Source organism: Gordonibacter sp. An230, from assembly GCF_002159915.1.
Taxonomy (GTDB): domain Bacteria; phylum Actinomycetota; class Coriobacteriia; order Coriobacteriales; family Eggerthellaceae; genus Rubneribacter.
Map to the genome: position 1 here is coordinate 1 of NZ_NFJP01000043.1, position 19,149 is coordinate 19,149.

General features: G+C 64.8%; 13 protein-coding genes and 1 pseudogene. 6 read left to right on the forward strand and 8 right to left on the reverse strand.

What is annotated here, in order from left to right; genetic code table 11:
• Window positions 1–179: 179 nt before the first annotated feature.
• The 4 genes from B5F40_RS14945 to B5F40_RS14960 form a co-directional block, all read right to left on the reverse strand.
• Complete coding sequence (locus tag B5F40_RS14945; protein WP_239443087.1) at window positions 180–1,310, reverse strand: SDR family NAD(P)-dependent oxidoreductase; 1,131 nt, start codon at window positions 1,308–1,310, stop codon at window positions 180–182.
• Window positions 1,311–1,481: 171 nt separating this feature from the next.
• Complete coding sequence (locus B5F40_RS14950) at window positions 1,482–2,795, reverse strand: MFS transporter (RefSeq protein WP_087195071.1); 1,314 nt, start codon at window positions 2,793–2,795, stop codon at window positions 1,482–1,484.
• Between the two features lie 490 nt (window positions 2,796–3,285).
• The gene (locus B5F40_RS14955) at window positions 3,286–4,122 is read right to left on the reverse strand and encodes a MerR family transcriptional regulator (protein WP_087195072.1); all 837 of its coding nucleotides are present in this window, start codon (window positions 4,120–4,122) and stop codon (window positions 3,286–3,288) included.
• Window positions 4,119–4,790 (reverse strand): GNAT family N-acetyltransferase, encoded by a 672-nt coding sequence (locus tag B5F40_RS14960; protein ID WP_087195073.1) that lies wholly within the window; start codon window positions 4,788–4,790, stop codon window positions 4,119–4,121. Before B5F40_RS14960 ends, B5F40_RS14955 begins: the two co-directional genes overlap by 4 nt.
• 566 nt (window positions 4,791–5,356) lie before the next feature.
• Between B5F40_RS14960 and ptcA the strand changes: the two genes are divergently transcribed.
• The 4 genes from ptcA (at window position 5,357) to B5F40_RS14980 (ending at window position 11,467) form a co-directional block, all read left to right on the forward strand.
• Window positions 5,357–6,388, forward strand: coding sequence for a putrescine carbamoyltransferase (gene ptcA, locus B5F40_RS14965; RefSeq protein WP_087195074.1), 1,032 nt, complete (start codon window positions 5,357–5,359; stop codon window positions 6,386–6,388).
• A gap of 249 nt (window positions 6,389–6,637) precedes the next feature.
• On the forward strand, window positions 6,638–8,137 hold the full coding sequence (locus B5F40_RS14970; RefSeq protein WP_087195082.1) for an APC family permease: 1,500 nt from the start codon (window positions 6,638–6,640) through the stop codon (window positions 8,135–8,137).
• Between the two features lie 347 nt (window positions 8,138–8,484).
• Window positions 8,485–9,606, forward strand: a complete 1,122-nt coding sequence (aguA, locus tag B5F40_RS14975; RefSeq protein ID WP_087195075.1) for an agmatine deiminase — start codon at window positions 8,485–8,487, stop codon at window positions 9,604–9,606.
• 1,138 nt (window positions 9,607–10,744) lie between these two features.
• Window positions 10,745–11,467 carry a hypothetical protein gene (locus B5F40_RS14980; protein WP_087195076.1) on the forward strand — a complete coding sequence of 241 codons (723 nt, stop codon included), beginning with the start codon at window positions 10,745–10,747 and terminating at the stop codon, window positions 11,465–11,467.
• 267 nt (window positions 11,468–11,734) lie between these two features.
• On the opposite strand, the gene B5F40_RS14985 is transcribed toward B5F40_RS14980, so the two are convergent.
• A complete protein-coding gene (locus B5F40_RS14985; protein WP_087195077.1) occupies window positions 11,735–13,366 on the reverse strand; it encodes an amidohydrolase in 1,632 nt (543 codons plus the stop codon).
• On the reverse strand, window positions 13,363–14,790 hold the full coding sequence (locus tag B5F40_RS14990; RefSeq protein WP_087195078.1) for an MATE family efflux transporter: 1,428 nt from the start codon (window positions 14,788–14,790) through the stop codon (window positions 13,363–13,365). Before B5F40_RS14990 ends, B5F40_RS14985 begins: the two co-directional genes overlap by 4 nt.
• A gap of 301 nt (window positions 14,791–15,091) precedes the next feature.
• On the opposite strand from B5F40_RS14990, the gene B5F40_RS14995 reads away from it, so the two are divergent.
• Window positions 15,092–16,393 (forward strand): ATP-binding protein, encoded by a 1,302-nt coding sequence (locus B5F40_RS14995; RefSeq protein ID WP_162611004.1) that lies wholly within the window; start codon window positions 15,092–15,094, stop codon window positions 16,391–16,393.
• 35 nt (window positions 16,394–16,428) lie between these two features.
• Here the strand turns inward: B5F40_RS14995 and B5F40_RS15000 are convergent, their stop codons facing one another.
• Both B5F40_RS15000 and B5F40_RS15005 read right to left on the reverse strand, forming a co-directional pair.
• Entirely contained in the window at window positions 16,429–17,397 is a 969-nt protein-coding gene (locus tag B5F40_RS15000) for a helix-turn-helix transcriptional regulator (protein ID WP_087195080.1), read from the reverse strand.
• Window positions 17,398–17,674: 277 nt separating this feature from the next.
• Window positions 17,675–18,640, reverse strand: a complete 966-nt coding sequence (locus B5F40_RS15005; protein ID WP_087195081.1) for a helix-turn-helix transcriptional regulator — start codon at window positions 18,638–18,640, stop codon at window positions 17,675–17,677.
• Between the two features lie 305 nt (window positions 18,641–18,945).
• Between B5F40_RS15005 and B5F40_RS15010 the strand changes: the two are divergent.
• Window positions 18,946–19,149 (forward strand): annotated as a pseudogene (locus tag B5F40_RS15010) (putrescine carbamoyltransferase); the annotation flags it as partial.

Genomic DNA, 19,149 nt, shown 5'->3' on the forward strand with positions numbered 1-19,149 from the left:
GGGGGGGGCTTTGACTGCGCGTGCTGAGGCGATGGCGTGCGCTCTCGGAGGGAACGGATGGGCCTTTCCCCGCGCGCTCGGCAAGCGTGCGCGCGAGAGGCCTGATCGGGGTGCGGGATGCCCCGCACCCCGGCTCTTCGTCGGGATGCGGGGCCGTTTGGGTGGCTTCGCCGCCGTGCTCACCAAGGCATCCAGCTGACTTTGCAGGATGCTGAAGAGGTGCTTGACGCGTGCTGTTCGAAGCGCCAAGCGTTGCCTTGGTCAGCGGCGCCCTCTGCGGTGCCGTTCTTCCCTGATCGTCCGTCGTTGCTCGCGATTCCGCGCGCAAATGCCCTCGCGTCGGCATGCGGGCCGCTCTCCTCTTCCGCTCGGGTATCGGGCTGCGCGCTTTTCAGCGCGGTGTTGTTTCCGGCTCGTCCGCCGCCACACGCTTGGGCGGCCTCTGCAGCCTGCCTTTTTCGTGCGGATCCTCCTTCGCGTCCTTCTGCGTTTGCCCCCTTCGCTCCTTCTTCCGTTCCCTCGTGGCCGAGAGGATGCTTGCGGGTGCCGAGGAGCCATTCGCCGGCCATGAGCTGAAGGCCCATCGGCATGAAGCGCACGCCGAGCGCGCCAACTTTGTTCACCCATCCTGTGACGGCGCATCGCTCTCCCCGCATGAGCGCGCGATAGACGCGTATGGCCGTTTCGTCGGGGCTCATGGAGAAGTACTTCCAAGCGGGAGCCCCCTCGATGCCGGCGTTTTTGGGGAAGTTCGTACGCGTGGCGCCGGGGCATACGGTAGTCACGCTCACGCCCGTCGCGCGCAGTTCGCGTGCGAGCGCGGCGGAGAACGACAGCACGAACACCTTGGCGGCGCCGTAAAGCGCGTTGTAGGGGCAGGGGGTCTTCGCCATCATGGAGCTCATGTTGAGGATGCGGCCGTGGCCGCGCTCGATCATAGGATGAAGGAACACGCTCGTCAGCTCGGCAAGGCTCGTGACGCTCACCTGGATCATCGCGCGGATGTCGGAGATGGGCAGATCGGAAAACTGGCCAGCGGGACTGTAGCCCGCATCGTTGACGAGGATCTCGATCTCTTTGTCGGCTTTCTGGACGCGCTTGAAGATGGTGCGCGCGGAGTCGGGGTCGGACAGGTCGCAGGCGACAGGCAGCACGTCGACGCCGAGGATGCGCAGCTCCTCGGCCTGCTTCTCGAGAGCCTCCTCGTCGCGGGCCACGGTTACGAGATCGTATCCGTCGCTGGCGAACAGCAGGCAGAGGGCTTCGCCGATGCCGCTCGTCGCGCCGGTTACCAAGGCGGTTTGAGACATGGTGATGCTCCTTTCGATCGGGGCGGCGGGGGCCGCATGCCGCGGCCTGCCCGGCGTCCGGACGTTTGCCCTCGCATCATAAAAGCGCCCAGCCGGTCCTCTCCGGACGTCGGCTGGGCGTTGCGAAGGCGCGACGCGCGCGCCATCGCGGCGAAATGCACGGTGCCCGGGTCAGGCTTGCGTGCCCGGCGCCTCCGCCTCGGGTGTGGCCGCGGTGCGCGTGGCCGCGGCGGAGGAGGGCTCGGCGTCGTCGAGGCGCCGCATGCCCTTGGCGCCCACGGCGAGCACGGTGATGACGAACCAGCATGCCACCAGGCCGTAGGCGGCCGGCGCCTCGCCGAAGGCCGTCACGGCCGCCGAGGTGGCGAACACGGCTGCGGGCGCCGCTATCATCACGAGCGAGTTCTGCGTGCCGAGCGCGCTGCCGCGGTCCTGCTCGGGGATGCGGTCGAGCATGAAGAAGCCGAGGAGCGCCGACGCCGGACCCGCGCTCACGCCCAGCAGCACCGCGCCGAGCAGCATGACGGGAAGGTCGGGCAAGGTGCCGAGCACGGCGACGCCAGCCGCCATGCCGGCGAGCGAGAGCAGGTACCAGGTGCGGCGCGCGAGGCGCGGCGCAAGGGCGGCGTAGGCGAGCGAGCTGGCCAAAAGCCCGAGCGACATGGCCGAGAGCACGTAGCCCAAAAGCTCCGGCCGCCCGATCTCGGTGAAGTGCACGGGAAGCACAAGGCCCTGGAACGACCCCATCACCATGATGATGCCGAAGGAGAGCAGCGTGGAGGCCGTGAGCACGCCGTCGGTGCGGAAGAGCACGCGGGCGCCGGTGCGCAGGGCGCCGAAGGCGGAGGCCAGGGCGCTGCGGCCGTCCGCCTCGGCGCCGCTGCCGCGCAGGCCCTCCGCGCCCACCGAGCGGGGCACCGTGCAGGTGACGAGGGCGGCTGCGAACGAGAGCGCCGCGGTGAACCACAGCGACGGCACGCCGCCCACCGCGCCGATGAGGAACGCGGCTGCGGCCGGCCCCACGATGGTGGTGAGCGAGTCGAGCGACTGCGTGAGCCCCATGAAGCGCTGGAGGTCGGCCTTGTCGCGGGCGACCACGGCGGGCAGCAGCGCGTCGCGCGCCGTCATGCCGGGGATGTCGCCCACGGCTCCCAGCAGGCCGAGCGCCACGAACCAGCCGAAGTTGAGGCCCCAGAGCATATCGACCACGGGGATGAGCGCCACGCTCGCGGCCGACACGAGGTCGGAGAGGATGGAGATGTCGCGGCGGTTGAAGCGGTCGAGGGCCGCGCCGCCCACCACGCCGATGGCCATCTGGGGAACGGCGCAGATGAGCGCGAGCGTGCCGGCGGCCAGCGCGTCGCCGGTGGTGGCCAGCAGGATGAGCGGCAGCGCCACGGCGGCGATGGAGTTGCCGAGGAGCGAGAGCGCGTTCGATGCCAAGAAGCGCGGCGCGATGCGTGCGGGGTGCGGGTTCGTGTGCATGGGGAACTCCTTTCTGTTCCGTCAGAAAGGAAGCTAAAACTACGACGTTGCGTCGGGGTCAAGGGAGGTGTGACGGAATTGTGCAGGAGCTCCGCTCTTGAGCGAACGAAGACATGTCTATGGGAGACACTTTGAGTCTGCCTTCGACGAGTTGAAAGATCCCGCGTGGTTTTGCCGCCTCAGCTCATGGGATGACGCCTGTGCCCCCATGACGACCACCGAGGACGGTCCTTCGTCGAAAGTCCCTCTCCAAGTCACAGTAATCACCGCTGTGAAGCGTTCTAGCGGACTTCAGCGCCCCTGCGCGTACGTTCGCGGCTTTCGCAAGGGCCGTTTCCCCTGGTCGGAAAAATCAAGGATAGATCGAACGCCCTCCGCGAGCTTCACAGCGGCGTTTTCTGTGCATTTGGAGCCCTGAAAACGCGAAGAACCGCGCTCGACTCGCGTCCAATGGGGGCGATCGTTCTGACGTGAAGGCGACGGCCCTCTTTCACGATGAAAGGTCGCTTTTCGACATGTCGGGTCGGCTCTCTCGTCGGGCGAGGATGCGGGCCTTCATCTCCGCTTCCAGGCGGTCTTCCGCGTAAATTTGGGCGGGGTTCAGATCCTCGCGCATGAGCTCGTCGACGAAGCGCTCCATTTCGGCGTCTTCCGGATTCGTTGGATCTTCCCAGTTGGCGGAGTCGAAGCAGTCGATGATCGGGTCGATCAGCCCGAGCGCTTCCTCGACGAGCTGGTCGAGCTCATTGCGCGGCGTATCGGCAGGCAGCTTGTCAAACCGATCGCTCATCAGTTTTATCTGCTCGAACAATCCGAGTTGGTGGAGTCTCTCGATCACGCGCTCAAGTTCGGCGGCGTCCGACTCGGTGTAGAAATGTCCAGTGATGAGAAGGGCTTCGCGCTCGCCGCTGGTGATGGCGCCTTCGTTGTAGTCGATGAGGGTCCGCACTGCTTGCGCGAACCGTACGGGCAGGTCGGGGTCGAGGCGCTCGGCTTTCAACCGGGCGATGGTGCGGCGTTGCTCTTCGAGGCGCTCGATCTGGGCGGCCAGTTCGCGGTCGAGCTCGTCGAGGGCGTCGTGGGCCCTCGCGCCTGCTTCGTCGGGAGGATACGCATCCATCTGCTCGAGCACCTCGCCGATGCGGTCGAGCGAGAACCCGAGCGACGCGAGTCGTTTTACACGCAGGATGCGCGCGAGATCTCTCGCGCCGTAGTCACGATAGCCGTTCTCGCTGCGCGGTGGCTCGGGCAACAATCCGATGGCGTGGTAGTGGCGCAGCGTGCGCACGGTGCAGCCGGCCAGTTTTGCAATCTCGTTCGACCTCACGAGGCCCCCTGCGCGCCCGGCTCGCGCACCATGCAGCGTTCCACCAGGTCGAATCCGGGCGCGTCCTTGCGCTCCACCGTGCGAAAGCCGAAGTGGCCGTACAGGCTCTCCAGCCGGTCGGTGTAGCAGTCGAGGTAGCAGCGCACCTCGCGTTGGTCGGCCTCGTCCAGAAACGGCACGAACAGGCGGCGGAACGCGCCCGCGCCGCGACGAGCGGGATCGATGCCGATTGAAATAAAGTAGATGAAGTCCTCATCGGCCTTCGCATGGGCCAGCGGCCAGTTCGTGTCCGAAAGCGATTCCATCGCCTCGGCGCGTGGCCCGAGCACTGCTGTCTCCTCCGGCGTGAACGCGAGGGCCAAGCGTCGTTCCGACTCTTTCTCAAACTGCTCCCAGCCGCCTTCGGGCAGCTCGCTGCGCAGGAAGGCGTTCGCGGCCCCCGCATGGTTGGGCAGCGCGTAGACGCATCCGTACGGCGCGGTGACGGCGTAGTCGGCGTGGATGGCGGCTTGCGTGATGGCCAGCTTGCGTTCTTCGGAGATGCCGGGAACGTCGAGCCAGGTGACGTGCCACATCTCCTCGCGGAAACACGCGCCCACCATCGCCGCGAGGGCGTTCAACTCGTCGGTTTGCTCGGGGCGCACGGTGATGAGGCCGGGCAGGTTCATGGCGGGTCCTTCGTCGCGGTTCGGTTTCGATTCGTCCTCGATTCTCGCACGACTTCCCGCCGCTGTCGAGCCGCGCGTCGCGGCGCCTCCACACTGGTGAGCAAGGCGCGGTCGCACTGCAATCCGGCCGCGCCGGTTCGCTTGAGCCGGAGGTCGTCCTGAGCTGCGGTCTCGCTTCGAGCTGGTGGAGCCTCGAATGGCTCAGGGCCGAAGCATTGAAGTTCTCCGGGGCGGTTCGCGCATCCTTCGTTCCCCAAGATCGGGCCAAACGCACACCCTCATGCAGCGCCCTTGGAAAGGGGCTTCAAGTGCGCAGGAAAGGCTTTGCGGCGGCGATTCGCGTCATCGCGCTTGCCGTGCGCAAGGCCTGCGATTCTCTCGAAGGACGGCGATGGTTCGCGAGCGAGGCGTGCTTTGCGGGGACGGCGCCGCCTTGCGCAACGTTTGGTTGATTGCGCGGCAACGGTGATGTTGCAAACGCGGTCGCATCCTCGGAGGGAGGGGAGACATCCGGCAGAATCGTTGCGGTTCGTATCGATTATTCTGCACAAAGGAGGCCCATCGCGATGACCGTCAAAGACTTTCTCGACACCAACGATTTCACCAAAGACCAGCTGCTCGACATGATCGAGCTTTCCCGCGTGCTCAAGCGCTGCGTGAAGGCCGGCTACTTCCCCGAGCTTTTGAGGCACAAGGCGCTCGGCATGATCTTCCAGCAGGTGTCCACCCGCACGCGCCTGTCGTTCGAGGGCGCCATGGCCGACCTCGGCGGCGATGCGCAGTTCTACGCGCCCGGCACCATCCAGCTGGGCGGCCACGAGAGCATCGAGGACTCCGCGCGCGTGATGGGGCGCCTCCTCGACGTCATCATGGCGCGCGTCGACCGCCACGAGGACCTCGTCGAGCTGGCGAAGTACGCGCAGGTGCCCGTGATCAACGGCATGTCCGACTACAACCATCCCACGCAGGAGATGGGCGACCTGCTCACCATGATCGAGCACCTGCCCGAGGGCAAGCGCATCGAGAACTGCAAGATGGTGTTCGTGGGCGATGCCACGCAGGTGTGCGTGTCCGAGATGTTCATCTGCTCGAAGATGGGCATGGACTTCGTGCAGTACGGGCCCGAGGGGCACCAGATCCGCGAGGATCTGCTGGCCATCGGACGTGCGAACTGCGAGGAGTCCGGCGGCAGCGTCACCGTCACCGACAACCGCGAGGAAGCCATGCGCGATGCCGACTTCGTGTACACCGACGTGTGGTACGGGCTGTACGACAAGGAGCTGTCGAAGGACGAGCGCATGGCCATCTTCTACCCGACGTACCAGGTCACCGAGGAGCTTATGGCGCTGGCCGCTCCGCACGCCAAGTTCATGCACTGCCTGCCCGCCACGCGCGGCGAGGAGGTCACCGACGCGGTGATCGACGGTGCGCAGTCCATCTGCTGGGACGAGGCCGAGAACCGCAAGCACTCCATCCGCGGTCTGCTCGCGTGGTTCTGTGCTGGGGCGCGCATCGACCAGCCCGAAGCCGACGAGGCGCGCGATCAGCTGGATAGCCTGCTGAACAGCTTGGGCAAGTGGGACGATCCGACGGCCTAGCGGTTTTTGGAACGAGTCGACGCTGCGGGAGGCCGAGGTGCCCGATCTCGTGACGGAGCAAAGGGCTTGCGCGGTCCCGCTTGGATTCCGTTGCGCTGGGCGCGTCCGCTCGAGCGCGAAGGCGCGGGGCGGGCGCGCCGGAAGGCCTGCTTGCCGCCCTCTCCTTTTCCGCTCTACTGGGTCGTGGCCACCTCCGTTAGCGTGCAGGCTTCGAACCGCGATCCCCTCTATTTCGAAAGAAGGAAACCTATGGCAACGAAGAAATTCCGCTTGATCGACGCGATCCTCTCGGTCATCACCGTGGTGTTCGTGGCCGAGGCGGCGGCTCCCGCAGCCGCCATCGGCAACTCACAGTTCTTCTGGTGGATATTCCTCATCATCGCGTTTCTTTTGCCCTACGGGCTCGTGGTCAGCGAGCTGGGCACCACCTACGATGACGAGGGCGGCCTGTACGATTGGGTGCGCCGCGCGTTCGGCGATCGCTGGGGGAGCCGTGTGAGCTGGTACTATTGGATCAACTTCCCTTTATGGATGGCGTCTTTGGCCATCTTGTTCCCCGAGACGATCACGCTCATCACGGGCTTTGAGCTCGACCTTCTCCCCGCGCTCGCCATCGAGTTGGCGTTCATCTGGATCGTCGTGTTCCTCAGCTTCTCGAAGGTGTCGGACTCGGCGTGGATACTCAACCTGTCTGCCGTGCTCAAGGTGGGCATCGCGCTTTTGGTGGGCGGTCTTGGCATCTGGTACGCGTTGACCTTCGGCTTCGCCAACGACATGGCGCCTGAGACGTTTCTGCCCTCGTTCGACGCGAACGGCCTGACGTACCTGTCCATCATCCTGTTCAACTTCATGGGCTTCGAGGTGATCACCACCTACGTGGGCTCGATGGAGAACCCCAGCCGGCAAATCCCGCGTGCCATCATCGCCGGAGGCATCGCCATCGCCGCGCTGTACCTGTTCAGCTCGTTCGGCATCGGCGCAGCCATCCCCGCCGAGGACATCTCGCTCGATTCGGGCATCATGGACGCGGTGGGCATCATGGCCGGCGTGGGAAGCGTCCTGTTCGTCGTGGTGGGCATCGTGTTCCTCGTTACGCTGTTCGGCAACATGGTCAGCTGGTCGTTCGGCGTGAACTTCGTGGCCGAGCACGCCGCGAAGAAAGGCAACATGCCCCGGCCCTTCGCGCGCGAGAGCGAGAAGAACCAGATGCCCACCGGCGCCGCCGTCATCAACGGCGTGGTGGCGAGCGTGCTCGTGCTGTTGGCGCCGGTCATGGAGCTGGCCGGGTTCGACGGGTTCTTCTGGATATTCTTCTCCATGAACATCGTGTTTCTGCTGATCAGCTACATTCCGATGTTCCCGGCGTTTCTGAAGCTGCGCCGCGTCGATGCGAACGCGAAGCGCGTGTTCAAGGTGCCTGGAGGCCGCGTTGTGCTTCTGGTCGTCACGTGGCTGCCCGTGGTGCTGCTCGTGCTGTCAATCATCGCCACCATCGTGCCGCTCAACGGCTCCGAAGAGGAGATGGCGAAGATCCCCATGCTCGTCGGCGTGATCGCGTTCGTGGTTATCGGCGAGATCGTGCGCGTGCTGTCGGCGCGCGGGCGTGCGGTGGAATACCGCGGCATGGAGGCGAGCGGCGATCCGTTGGCGTTCGATGTTGCGCAGGGCTACGTGGAGATGCCTGAATCGGAGAGGGTCGTGGTCGAAGAGGATCGGATCATCGGACGCGAACCGCGAGATTTGATGTAGCGCGCCCCGCACGTCCGGCGCATGCCCGCCGCGACGCGGGCGTGCGCCGGACGCGGTGGGCTGCGAGCGCGAGCGTGCGTGCTCTGGATGCGATGGCTTGCGACGAGATGCGGGTGGCGCAGGTGGCTCGGTGCCTCTTCCCTGCGGCGCATAGTTGGTGTTTGCGGTTCTGCTCCGTACGCCGTGCGCTCTGGTGGGGCTTGCAAGCTCGGGCTCCTTTCCCCGTCTCGTTGCCCGTTGCGCTTTCGGTCGTCTAGCCCTTCGCCCTTGCGCGACGTTTCCGCCCGTTTCGGAATATCGTTCCTCCCGTTATTCGTTTGCAAGCATAGGACAGAAAGGATGCATGTATGAAGACCATCTACGAAGGCGAATCCACCCCGAGGGCCGACGGCTTCCGCATGCCGGCCGAGTTCGAGCCGCAGACCCGCGTCTGGATGCTCTGGCCGCACCGTACCGACAACTGGCGCGACGGCGCGAAGCCCGCGCAGCGCGCCTATGCCGAAGTGGCCCGCGCCATCGCGCGGTTCGAGCCCGTCGTCGTGGGGGCGAATCCCGACGATTACGAGGCCGCGCGCTATGAGCTGGCCGACGAGGACAACATCCTCGTCGTCGAGATGACCTCCGACGATGCATGGATTCGCGACTGCGGCCCCACGTTTGTCGTGAACGGCGACGGCGGCCTGCGCGCGGTGCACTGGCACTTCAACGCATGGGGTGGCCTGGTGGACGGCCTGTACTTCCCGTGGGATCAGGACGCGCTCGTGGGCATGAAGGTTGCCGACCTCGCGCGCGCCGACCGTTACCGCCCCGACTCGCTTGTGCTTGAAGGCGGCTCCATCCACGTGGACGGCGAGGGCACCGTGCTGACCACCGAGATGTGCCTTCTGTCCGAGGGCCGCAATCCGGAGCTTTCCCGGGAGCAGATCGAGGACTACCTGCGCGACTACCTGAACGTGGAGAAGGTCATCTGGATCAAGGACGGCATCGACCCCGAGGAGACGAACGGTCATATCGACGACGTGGCGTGCTTCGTGCGTCCCGGCGAGGTGGGGTGCATCTGGACCGACGACGAGGACAGCCCGTTCTACGAGGTTGCTCGCGCGGCTTACGAAACGTTGTCGAACGCAACCGATGCGAAGGGGCGCGCGCTTAAGGTGCACAAGCTGACGATGCCGCAGGTGCCCACGTACATGAGCGCCGAAGAGGTGGCGACCATCGACGTCGTGGAGGGCACGCTGCCGCGCACGGTGGACGATGTGGCCATCGCCTCGTACATGAACTTCCTCATCGTGAACGGCGGCGTCATCGTGCCTCAGTACGACGATCCGAACGATGAGCTGGCGCTCGAGCAGGTGCGCGCCATGTTCCCCGACCGCGAGGTCGTGGGCGTGAGCACGCGCGAGATCGCTTACGGCGGCGGCAACATCCACTGCATCACCCAGCAGGAGCCCGCGCCGCAGGGTCGCTAGGCGGATGTTGGCGGGAGCGCCGGGGCCGTCTGCGGAGGTGGGCGCCCCGGCGCGCTTCTGCAGACGGCCGCCTCGTCGCGGGGCTCGCGCCACCGATGCGCTTGCCTGCGGAGTGGGCGTTGCCGACGGCTTGAGGGTTCGCCGGGCAGGCGCTGTCCGGCTATCCGTGCGCCCTCGCGGTTGGCCGTGGCGCTGGCGGTCCGGCGACCGCTCGTCGCTTGCCGGTTGGGCTTCGGGGGAGGGGGTCTCCCTGTGCGCTCGCGCGCCCGACATGGAGCCTTCCCGCTTCCTTGCAATCAAGGGATCGGCCTTTGCCTCCGCCTTCCCGCTCGCCTTCCCCTCCGCTTGCAGCTTCATCCATCCCTCCGTCTTCGCTTCTTGCTCGCCCGCCCTTCCGTCTCCGCCTTTCCGTTCGCTTTCTCGCTCCCATCCTTGCGTTTGACGCGAGGGTGGAGGCGTGCGCTGCGCGTCGACTGGGTTGCGCGCGGAATTCCCTCCCTTTCGTGCAGGTTTTTTCGTTTTTGCGAGCGATGCGCGCGGTTTTGGGGCCGTGTATGCTGACGAACATCGTGAAATTCCAGGTGAAGAAAACGTTCGGCCTCGGTTCAATTCCCAAAAACGAAAAAACATGCACGAACCTTCGCTTTTTCCTGCAAAAACCGACTCCGGTGTTCGTCGGTCGTTCGACGTGGCGCTTCCTGTCCGGATGCCTTTTGGGGAGAAGCCGCCCGACGCGAGAGGTCCCAGCGCTTCGAGTCGGTTGGTCTCAGAGGGGGTGTCTTTCGGGTGATAGGCGGCGACAACGGTTGCGCCGATTTCGGTTTGTCGAAGGCTTCAATTTTTTCTATACCGCTACAAAAAATCATATCATGACCGGCTCCTTTCCCGGGGGTATCCTAAGAGTATGAACCTTTTCCTCGGACATGATTCCGCACTTGCCTATTGGCGCTCGCCACATTCCGCGACGCATTGGGAGCCGTCTCGCGCTCGTTTCCGCATGGATGGGCCGCCAGGGCGGTCGCAGATCGCCCTGCACGATCTTGCACGTTGGGGCATTGGCCGTCCGGTTCACTTGGTTGTCCCGGACGCTTCCTGCCGCACTCGCTCTCCCGAGATCGTCACCCATGTGCGGAGTCGGATGCCCGCGCGATCGTTCGTCCGTGTGGAAAAGGGGCTCTACGTCGAGTCTCCGAGCGCGTGCTTCGTCCACGAGGCTGGCGGCATGGCGCTGCCCAAGCTCGTCGAACTGGGGTTCGAGCTGTGCGGGTCGTATGCGCTCGACAGGGGAAGCGAACGCGGCTTTCGGGATCGCGAGCCACTCGCTTCGGTCGATGCGTTGCGAAAGCGCATCGAGGCATCCAAGGGCGAGCATGGTGTCAAGCGGGCCGCCGTCGCGGTGCGCTACCTGGCGGATGGGTCGGCGTCGCCGATGGAGTCGATCACGGTTGCCTTGCTGTGCCTTCCCCGCCGCTACGGAGGCTATGGATTGCCGCTTCCGCAGATGAATCGATGGATCGATGCGGAGGGGCGTTTGGGGCGCGCGTCGAAGGGAGGGCGCTTCTCGTACGATTTGTGTTGGCCCGAGCAAGGGCTGGCCGTCGAATACGACAGCGATCGGTACCATACCGGGTCGGCGCGCATCGCCGGGGATTCTCGTCGTCGCACTGCGCTTGCGCTCGGAGGGCTCTCCGTGGTCACGGTCACGCGCATCCAGCTATTCGACGCGCGACAGTTCGACGAGGTGGCTCGCTTGCTGGCAAAGCGCATGGGCAGATCCCTGCGCGCTGTCGACTACGATTGGATGACCCGTCGCTACCGGCTGCGCCAGGCGCTCTTCGACAGCGTGAGGCTTCGTGGTTGAGGGCCGTTGCCCGTTTGGTCTCGGCAGGCGATCGGGCCTTGCGCGGGTTTTGCCGTCTCTCGACCCTTCGCTGCCTTTCGTGCCGGTCCAAGCTGGCCAGGTTCGATTCCCGGTTCTTCGGTCTCGGGGGTCGGTTTTCTGATCGGTCCTGCCTTCCGGACGCGGAGAGGCCTGCGTTTTCTACGTCCTGCTTCGCGCATTCGATCTTGGGGTGCCGGAGGTCGGCGAGCCCTTCCGCATGAAGGACTCGCCGACCTTCATGCGGAACTACCGTCCGTAAACCTTTCTTCCTCCCAGATACGTGGCCAGCACTTTTGCTTCCAGAATCTCCTCGGGCGCGCAGGTCAGGAGATCGGTGTCGAGCACGGCGATGTCGGCCAGCTTGCCGGCCGTCAGCGACCCCACCTCGTCGCCGCGTCCGGCTGCGACGGCGCTGCCCAGCGTGTAGGCGCGCACGGCGTCGGCGGCGGGAATCTTCTCCTGCGGCTGCCAGCCGCCCGCGGGCTCCCCGGTGGCCGGGCTCTGACGCGTCACGGCGTCGTAGATGACCTCGCGCGAGTTGATGTCCACCACGGGCGAGTCGGTGCCGAACGAGAACTTCACGCCTTCTTCGAGGTAGGTGCGGTACGGCCACATGAGCTTCGCGCGCTCGGGCCCCAGGTCGCGCTCGATGCCGTTCGGGTCGAGCACCGTGTGGGGCGGCTGGCAATTGGCCGATACGTCGAGCTCGGCCAGCCGCGCGATGTCCTCGGGCAGGAGGTTCTCGAGGTGCTCCAGGCCGTTTTGGCCGGCCACCGGCCCGAACTTCGCGCGCGCCTCCTCGAAGATGTCAAGCGCCACGTGGATGGCCGCATCGCCGATGGTGTGGATGCGCACGGCGAAGCCTTCCTCGGCCGCGCCCAGCACGATGCGCCGCATGCGCTCGGGATCGGTGACCGGCGCGCCGCAATCGCCCTCGAAGTACGCGTTCGCGTACGGCTCGGTGAGCCAGGCGGTGTGGGTGGACGACACGCCGTCGAAGAACTGCTTGAGGCCGGGCGAACGCAAGAGGTCGTTGCCGGCGAACTCGTCGCGCAGCTTCCGGGCGCGGGTGAGGTCCTCGAGCGCGGTGGGGAACATGTTGATGCGCACCGTCAGCTCGCCGTTCTCGGCGAGCGCGCGGTACACGTCGTCGCGCACGAAGTCGCCGCCCGGCACGGCCAGAAGCGACACGTCGCACACGCTGGTGATGCCCTCGGCGTTGAGGTCGGCCAGGAATTGCTTGATGCCGGCGGCCGTCTCCTCCTCGCTGAACGCGAGCATGCGGGGGATGAGCTGCGTGGCCGCCGTTTCCTGGATGATGCCGGTCAGCTCGCCGTGCTCGTCTTTCTGGTACACGCCGCCGGCGGGCGGCACCGAGTCCTTCGTGATGCCGAACTTCTCGAGGCCCTTCGAATTCGTCCACAGCGTATGGGAGTCGCCCGATTGCAGGCACACGGGGCGGTCGGGGTAGGCGGCGTCGAGGATGTCCTTGTTCGGCAGCACGGGGTTGTCCCACAGCGGATGGTACCAGCCGTACGACAGCATGAACTCGTCGGTCGGCCGGGCGTCCTCCACCTGCTTGAGCGCCTCGACGCAGTCTTGCGCGCTGCGGCCCTCGCAGAACACCACGTAGGGCGAGCGGTCCATCGCCGAGGGGAAGAAGTGCAGGTGGGAGTCGTGGAAGCCGGGGCAGACGAACGCATCGCCCAGCTCCACGGCCTCGGTGGCGGGCCCCGCGTAGGCGGCGGCCTCCTCGCGCGGCCCGACGAAGACGATGCGGCCTCCCTCGATAGCGATGCTGCCATCCATCGTGGCGTCCACGCCCGGCTCGGCGGTGAAGATGCGGGTGCTGCTCAGAATCAGATCGGCCGGCTTCATGCGACGGCTCCTTCCTGCGAGGGTTCGGATGTATCGGAGGCGTTCTCGGCGTGCAGTGCGCCCAGGCGGCGCAGCTCGCGCACCACGAACACCATGGTGAACGCGAAGCACAGCACGTCGGCCACCGGCTGCGCCCACCACACGCCCGTGATGCCCATGAACGAGGACATGATCATGATGCAGGGGACGGTGAAGACGAGGTAGCGGCTCATGCCGAGCACCGTTGCGATAACCACCTTGTCCACGGCCTGGAAGTACGCCGACATCACGTTGGACGCGGCGCCCAGGCACGCCAGCGCGCACAGCGGCAGGGCGTTCGCGGCGGCGAGCGCGATAAGGTCGGGCTCGTTGCCGCAGAAGATGGTGCAGATGGGCACGGCGCACACGATGAACAGCGCCGAGACCACGGCGATGGCGGCGGCGGTGTCCACCACGGCCACGCGGATGAGCGTCCTCAGGCGATCAGGGCGCTTGGCGCCGAAGTTGACGCTGGCCAGGGGCTGCACGCCGTAGGTCGCGCACAGCCACATCATGTTGAGGATGTACACGAGGTAGCCGTTCAGGATGGCGAACGCGGAGATCTCCAGGTCGCCTCCCAGCACGCCCAGGTAGTTGTTGATGACGGTGGTGTACACGAGGCTGGCCGCCTGCATGAGGAACGTGGGCAGGCCGATGACGAGGATCTCGCGGCATAGCGCCCCGTCCAGTTTCATGTCGGAGAAGCCGATTTTGAACTTCGTGTGCTTGCTGAAGATGAAGTAGAAGATGACGACGAACCAAAGGCCGATGGACGTGCCGTAGTACACGGCGGCTCCGACGACGCCCAAGTTCGCCAGGAAGATCGAGCAGTACAGCCATACCACGGCAAGCACGGCGGATCCGAACTGTGCGGCGGTGGCCAGTCCTGGCTTCTCGTCCACACGCAGGACCGACCCCATCATCTGTCCGAGGATGCAGAACGGGTAGAAGCACATGAAGATGCGGATGAACGTGACCACGCCGTCTGCGAGGTCGGGCGTGGCGCCCAGCATGAGGGCGATCTGCGGCGCGAAGATGAAGATGAGCACCGAGATGGCGAGGATCAGGTACGTGGACAACCAGAAACCCTGGGAGAACGCCTTGCGCGCCCCCGCCGCGTCGCCCGCGCCCAGGCGGTTGCCCGCCACGGTGGCCACGCCCATGCCAAGCGCGCCGCCCAGCGCCAGGTTCAGCAGCTCGAGCGGCATGATGATGCCCACGACGGCCAGGCCGAACGACCCCAATCCGTTTCCGATGATCACCCCCTCGAGGATTACCATGACGGCCTGTGCGGCCATGCCGATGAGCGTGATGAGCGAGTACTTGACGAACAGGCCGTGCACCGGTTTCGTGGCGAGCTCGCGGTCCTCGTCGGTGACCGCCACGGCGGTTGCCTCCTCTGCCATCAGCGCTGCCCTCCTTTCCCAATCCGGTTGAAGCGGACGCGATGTCGCTTCTTCGGGGCGACCGGCGGTCGCCCTCGCGTGCGGGCGGCCCCCTTGCAGCCGCCCCTCCTGAAACGACCATACGCCCGCCGCCCGCCCGAAGGAAAGTTTAGAAGGGGTTGGATTGCCCGCCCTCGGGATTAGAAGGGGTTAGGGGTGGTTTATCAGTGCCGAATATGAAATTCCGTCATCAGTTTTACGAAAGTTCCGGAAAAAACGTTATGCTATGAACGATATTTCCGATTGGGATGAGGTGAGCGCCATGAAGCGTAGGATCGATGCCGAATTACTCACGTGGAAGGCCTCGTCGTCCAGGAAGCCGCTCGTCATCCACGGGGCGCGTCAAGTGGGGAAAACGTACTCCGTCCTCTCCTTTGCCAAGAACGCGTTCGAGCGTGTGATCTACCTCGACTTCTCGGCGCAGAAAGACCTTTGCGCGCTGTTCGACGGCGACATCACGCCCGAAGCCCTCCTGCCTCAGCTCGAGGCCGCAAGCGGCATGGACTTCGATCCTGCGACGACCCTCGTGTTCTTCGATGAGGTGCAAGCGTGCCCTCGCGCGCTCACCGCCCTCAAGTACTTCTACGAGCGCGCTCCCGAATGCTGCGTGATCGCGGCGGGCAGCCTGCTCGGCGTTGCGTTGGGGCGCAGTGAGTACTCTTATCCGGTGGGAAAGGTCGATACGCTCACCTTGTATCCGCTCGATTTCGAGGAGTTCCTCTGGGCGGTAGGCGACGAGAAGCTTGCAAACCTCATCGAGGAAGCGTACGCATCGAACGTCCCGCTCGGCCTTCATGAGCGCGCTCTCGAGCGGTATCGCGCGTATTTGCTGGTCGGGGGACTGCCCGAAGCAGTTTTGGCGCACGTTGAAGGTGGGCGTCTGCAAACGGTGCGCTCTATTCAGCAGGGAATCGCCGACGCCTACCTTGCCGACATGACGAAATACGCGAGCCCGCTCGACTCGTCCAAAATCCTCAACGTGTGGAGAAGCGTGCCCGAGCAGCTGGCGAAGGAGAACCATAAGTTCCAGTACGCCACCATAGCTTCGTCGGCGCGCGCTTTTCAGTACGAGGCCCCCATCAACTGGCTTCATGCAGCCGGGCTGGTCTCGTTCTGCTACCGCGTGAGCGAGGGGCGCAAGCCGCTCAAGGCGTTCGTGGAGCATGATTTCTTCAAGCTGTACCTGCTCGACGTGGGGCTTTTGACGGCATTGCAGGGTTTGGACGCAGACGATCTGGCGCCCGCTTCCGACAAGGGATCGCGTTTCCGCGGGGGCGTGGCGGAGAACTACGTGATGCAGCAGCTACGAGCGAGCGGCGTAGAGCCGTTCTACTGGGGGACGGCCAGCAAGGCCGAAGTGGACTTCGTCGTTCAGTTGGAAGGCGACGGCGCCATTCCCATCGAGGTCAAGTCGGGGGGCAATGTATCCGCGCGCAGCTTGGAGGCGTACCGCAAGGCGTACGATCCGCCGGTCGTCCTACGGCTGTCGACGAAGAACTTCGGATTGGAGCGCGGCATTAAGAGCGTGCCCCTCTACGCCGCGCACTGCATCGGCCGTCGATAGCCGATTGCTCCTGCACGTTGTCGCTTTCCAGCGCCTCAGTCTTCCTTCCAGAAGCTCTGCAGGAGCTGCTGGCGCGAGCTGACGTTCGCCTTGCGGTAGATGTTGTGCACGTGCGCCTTCACCGTGCCGAGCGACAGCGTGAGCGCGCTCGCGATGTTCTGGTTGTCCTTGCCTTCCAGCAAGAGGGCCAGCACGTCGCGCTCGCGCGGCGTGAGCGCGTGGCGGTCGGCGAAGCGCGCCAGCTGCGTGTGAGCGCGCTGCTGCACCTTCGTGGCAGCGCCGACAGGCGGCTCGTGGAAACGGATGGACAGGGTGTCGGCCGCCGAGCGGATGGCCAGCACCGCGCAGAAGATGACCGCGGCGTTTTCGCACATGTTGCGCTCGCTGAGGTGGTACGTGAAGGACAGGTCGGTGATCTGCGGCGCAAGGTAGTACATCATGACGGAGTCCTCCGTGAACACGAGCGCGATCATCACGGCGAACGCGAGGAACGGCTTTCTCATGCGCAGCAGATGGTGTCGCAGCGCCTCGTCGGCGGTGCGCCGGTAGGCCCAGAACCCGTAGGCCAGCGCGGCGGCCACGCACAGGTCGCGCGCGCCGTAGAAGATCCATTGGCTCAGCCGCGAGTCCTGCACCGCCATCACGACGACGGTCTGTACGAGCACGCACGCCCCGCAGGGCACGGCGATGCGCGGCCAGCTGCGGCGTTCGACGTACTCGAGCGCCACCCACCATACGCTGACGATGAACAGCGTGGAGAACGCCAGCTTGATCCACGGATGCAGGAAGGGGAACGTCACGATCTCCGCGAGCGTCTCGGGCTTCAGATACGAGTACTCGTCGAGGAAGATGAGCGACGTCTCCAGGCAGAAGGCGATGAAGAACGCCATGACGCCCAGGTAGGTGGCGCGGTGCGACACGAAGTAGGCCGACAGCGACATGCTGGCCGAGAACAGGCACATCAGGATGAACAACATGGTGTAGCAGAACCAAACCTCGTTCATAGGCCCTCTCTCCGTTTGCCATCTCTATCTGCGTTTCGGTTCCCGCCTCGGCGCGACGCGGAAGGTGGGGGCGTGACGGGAGGGGGCGGGGATGCCGCTCCGTCCCAAGGAAGCTTGCAGCGCCATGCGCAAGCGATAATGCGACAAGGTGCTTATTCCCCCGCCTCGGTTCTTCGCTGCGGCCCTGCCGCGCCACGTATCCGCTCCTGCGCGATACGTGGCGCGGCTCTCGCGATCTTTGCGGGAACCGCGGCGCGCCTTTCGGTGTTGCGACGCCCTACTCCTTCCAGAAATCCTGCATGAGCGCCTGGCGGCTTTCCTGATCGGTTTTCCGCAGGATGTTATGGACGTGCGCCTTCACCGTGCCGAGTGCCAGCATGAGGTCGCTCGCGATGTTCTGGTTATCCTTTCCCTCGAGCACGAGCGCAAGGATCTCCCGCTCGCGCGCCGTCAAGCCATTGCGCGCGCTGTAGGCGGGCAGCAGATCGTCGATGTGCTGGCGCACAGTGGGATTCTCCGAGGCGGGCGGTTCTTTGAAGCGCATTCGCAGCGCGCCCGCGGCTTCGCGCAGGCTGAAGAAGGCGAAGGCCAGCATGAGGAAGTTCTCGGAGAAGTTGCGCTCGGAAATGTACAAGGGGAGCATTGAAGCCTGCGAGGGGTCGGGCGTCCAAATGAGCATCATGAACGTGTCTTCGACGATGATGCACAGCGTCAGTGCGAGCGTGATGGCGAACAGGGGCCTCTGTCTCCGGAGGCGAGCCTTCTCTATCGGGGTGGACGCGGTGCGGTAACGGAAAAGGGCATAGCCCAGGCTCCATAGCAGGAACACCTGGCGCATGCTGTAGAACAGGTACTGCCGCCAAGGCCCTTCGGGCAAGAGAAGCACGATGCCCGCGCATGCTAGGGTGAACGCAACCGCAGGTCCAGCAAGCAGCAAGCGACGACGCTCGTCCACGTAGTCGCACACGATGAGCCACAGCGACTCGATGGTGCCCAACGAGAACGCTATCTTGAGCGCCGGGTGGTCGATGCCGTAAAACGCGTCGAGCGGGAAGTTGGTGTTCTGTCCAAGGTATTCGTTTTGGAAGATGAGTGCGAGGTCGAGGAAATAGAAGAGGAAGAATGCCACAGCGGAGAGATGGCTGCGCTTTCGCGATACGAAGTAGGCCGAAAGGGAGATGGTCCCGGCGGCGATGCACACGATCATCACGAGCATGGTGTAGAGGTAAAAGCCGATCTCCAAGGCTGCCCCCTCCCCCTTTTGCTTTTACCGCTAGTTGGGTCGGTCGTTGTCCTGCGTCCGCATTGTACCGTGCGTCTCGCATGCTTGTGTCGATGTCGGAGGGCTTTTGGAAGGTGCGGTTATCATGCCTGATCAGAATAGGGTTTATGGTGAGATTATTTTGGGTATAGACGCTCGGATTTGAAAATAATCTCCATTATTCCTTCACAGAAACGAAGGGATGGCCGCATAGTGTGCGCCATAGAAGCGCGGCCGAAGGGAAGACCGCTTCCGAGCCGCGAGACATCGACCCGTAAGGAGGATCCATGGCTGTGAAGGACTTCATCGACACCAACGACTTCACCAAGGAGGAGCTGCTCGACATGGTGGAGCTGGCCCTCTCCATGAAGAAGATGATCAAGGAGGGCGGCCGCTACCCGCTCATCCTCAAGAACCGCACGCTCGGCATGATCTTCCAGCAGGTGTCCACCCGCACGCGCATCTCCTTCGAGACGGCCATGACCGACCTG